This is a genomic window from Oleiphilus sp. HI0125 (assembly GCF_001635355.1).
Genome location: NZ_LWGF01000776.1, coordinates 1 through 2,769, shown reverse-complemented (window position 1 = coordinate 2,769; position 2,769 = coordinate 1). Strand labels below are relative to the sequence as shown.

At 45.6% G+C, this 2,769-nt stretch carries 4 protein-coding genes; all 4 read right to left on the bottom strand.

Annotated features, from left to right (window positions below):
* Nucleotides 1-746: 4-hydroxy-3-methylbut-2-enyl diphosphate reductase (ispH, locus tag A3762_RS12145; protein ID WP_068755773.1), on the bottom strand; the 746-nt coding region annotated here is incomplete at its 3' end.
* Between the two features lie 17 nt (nt 747-763).
* On the bottom strand, nt 764-1,201 hold the full coding sequence (locus A3762_RS12140; RefSeq protein ID WP_068478570.1) for a peptidylprolyl isomerase: 438 nt from the start codon (nt 1,199-1,201) through the stop codon (nt 764-766).
* Nucleotides 1,202-1,266: 65 nt separating this feature from the next.
* The gene (lspA, locus tag A3762_RS12135) at nt 1,267-1,770 is read right to left on the bottom strand and encodes a signal peptidase II (protein ID WP_068478572.1); all 504 of its coding nucleotides are present in this window, start codon (nt 1,768-1,770) and stop codon (nt 1,267-1,269) included.
* A 34-nt stretch (nt 1,771-1,804) separates the two neighbouring features.
* A partial coding sequence (locus A3762_RS12130) for a class I tRNA ligase family protein (RefSeq protein ID WP_156493422.1) occupies nt 1,805-2,769 on the bottom strand: 965 nt, incomplete at its 5' end.

Genomic DNA, 2,769 nt, shown 5'->3' with positions numbered 1-2,769 from the left:
TGATCATCAATCAAATAAGCTTTTGTTCCCATACGCTCTGAAAGCTCACGTAGACGATTTGAGTTAGAGCTATTTGGAGAACCAACCACTAGCATCAAATCAGAAGAAGGAGCCATTTGTTTTACAGCATCTTGGCGATTTTGCGTGGCATAACAAATATCGTCTTTTCTCGGGCCTTGAATTTGCGGGAATTTCTCTCGTAAAGCATCAATCACCACTGAAGTATCGTCCACAGATAAAGTTGTCTGCGTTACATACGCTAGGTTTTCAGGATCTTTGACAGATAACTGAGCAACATCGTTTGCGTCTTCAACAAGATAGATAACTCCGCCATTAGAATCATCGTACTGTCCCATCGTACCTTCGACTTCAGGGTGGCCTTCGTGGCCAATCAAGACGCACTCCATTCCATCACGCGAGAATTTGGTCACTTCAAGATGTACTTTCGTGACAAGAGGACAGGTCGCATCGAAGACTTTCAAGCCTCGATCTTGCGCTTCATTTTGCACAGCTTTAGACACGCCATGCGCACTGAAAATCACCAAAGCATCATCAGGTACTTCATGCAACTCATCAACGAATATAGCGCCACGATTCTTTAGGTCATCCACAACAAAACGGTTATGAACAACTTCGTGACGCACATACACTGGCGCTCCGAATACCTCTAATGCACGATTAACGATCTCAATCGCGCGATCGACACCAGCACAAAATCCTCGGGGGTTAGCAAGTTGAATTTGCATGAGTTGAACTATGATCCCTAAATAGTTTCTATCGAAACGATCTTAACCTTGAACGTTAATGTATCGCCAGCTAGCGGATGGTTGAAATCGACCACCACTTCTTCGTCGTCAAACTGCTTTATAACGCCAGGCAACTCAGACTGACTCGCATCAGCAAAAGAAATGACTAGGCCTTTTTCAAGTTGCATATCTGCTGCGAAGTCGGAACGTTTAAAGGTTTGAACATTATTTGGATTTGGCATCCCAAACGCTTTTTCTGGAGTCACGAGCCAAGCCCCCTCCTCACCTTCTTTCATGCCATCAAGGCAGGACAAGAAGCCATCGGGTAATTGACCATCACCATACTCAAATGTCGCTGGGTTAGCGTCAAAATTAGAATCGACGACTGAGCCATCTTGCAGGCTCAAAGAAAAATAAAGCGTGACACGTGTGTCCGCAGAAACAACTAAACTCACGTTTTTAACTACCTAAATGGAACGTTAAACAGAAACGAAATCGCTCTCTAGTATATGACTCGAGACTATATTGCCCGAGACTCAGAACGACTCTTTGGTTTTGGGTTACCGTCTTCGTCCTTGCTACGGAACATATCTAATACCAACATTGCGGCACCAACCGAGATAGCACTATCTGCAATGTTGAAGGCTGGAAAGTGATAATCGTTCCAGTAAAAATGAAGGAAATCGACAACATATCCCAGCATTATCCGGTCATACAGGTTACCTAGTGCCCCACCTAAAACGAGACATAAAGCAATCGCTAACCAACGGTCATTTTTGAGCGTGTAAACCCAACGAACAAGCGCGATACTGACGCCCAGAGCTAAGACAATAAAGAACCAACGTTGCCAGCCACCTTCATTCGCGAGAAAACTAAACGCCGCTCCAGTGTTGTGGAGCAGAGTAAAGTTGAAGTGCGGCATCACGGGCACAGGAATCGCATATTCCAACTGCGTGCTCGCTAAGTATTTGGTGTAAAGATCTAACACCACAACACTCAACGACAACCACAAATACTTCAACATACTTAGTAACCCTGCTCTATTTAATTGCTATTGATTAAGCATACTGACGCGATTCACCTTCGCCATCGATATTATCAACACAGCGCTGACACAGATCCTTGTGCGCTTCAATCGTGCCGACTTCCGGACGGTGGTGCCAGCAACGATCACACTTCACATCAGAGCTAGGTTGAACCTTCACAAGCAAACCTTCTAAGTCAGAAGGCTTCGCATCGGCATGGCCATCATCACTCAAGCCAAGCACGCGTGCGCCAGAGGTAATCAATACGAAACGCAACTCTTCGCCTAAGGTGCTCAAGGTGTCAGCCAAATCACCTTCACAGTACAAACTAACTACAGTCGTTAGTGAGCCTTTTACATTGCCGGCATTACGCTCTTCTTCGATACACTTATTAACAGCTTCTTTTGCCGCCATCACTTTATTCCAGAAGTCACGACTTTGCGGCTCATCATCTGAAAGTGCGACTAAGTCGGTATACCACTCAGCCAAGAATACGCTCTCTTCTCGCTCGCCTGATACTGGCTGCGGCATAACAGCCCAGATCTCATCAGACGTGAAGCTCAAGATTGGCGCCATCCAGCGCGTCATTGCTTCTAGAATATGATACATCGCAGTCTGACAAGAACGACGAGCCAAGCTATTCGCTTGCGTGGTGTACTGACGGTCTTTGATGATATCTAAGTAGAAACCACCCAACTCACCAACACAGAACTGAACCAACTTCTGGAACACGCCTAAGAAGTTGTAGTTGTCATACGCTTCTTGAAGCTCTGCTTGCAGTTTAAGTGCCTGATCTACAGCCCAACGATCTAGTGCAATCATTTGATCATTCGGTACTAAGTCCGCTTTTGGATCAAAACCATTGATATTACTTAACAAGAATCGCGCGGTATTACGAATACGGCGATATGAATCTGCTGTACGCTTGAGGATTTCATCCGATACCGTCATGTCACCGCTGTAGTCCGTCGCAGCAACCCACAAACGTAGGATATCTG

Coding starts and splice junctions, on each gene's coding strand:
- lspA (WP_068478572.1), bottom strand. CDS start 1,770: ATGTTGAAGTATTTGTGGTTGTCGTTGAGTGTTGTGGTGTTAGATCTT.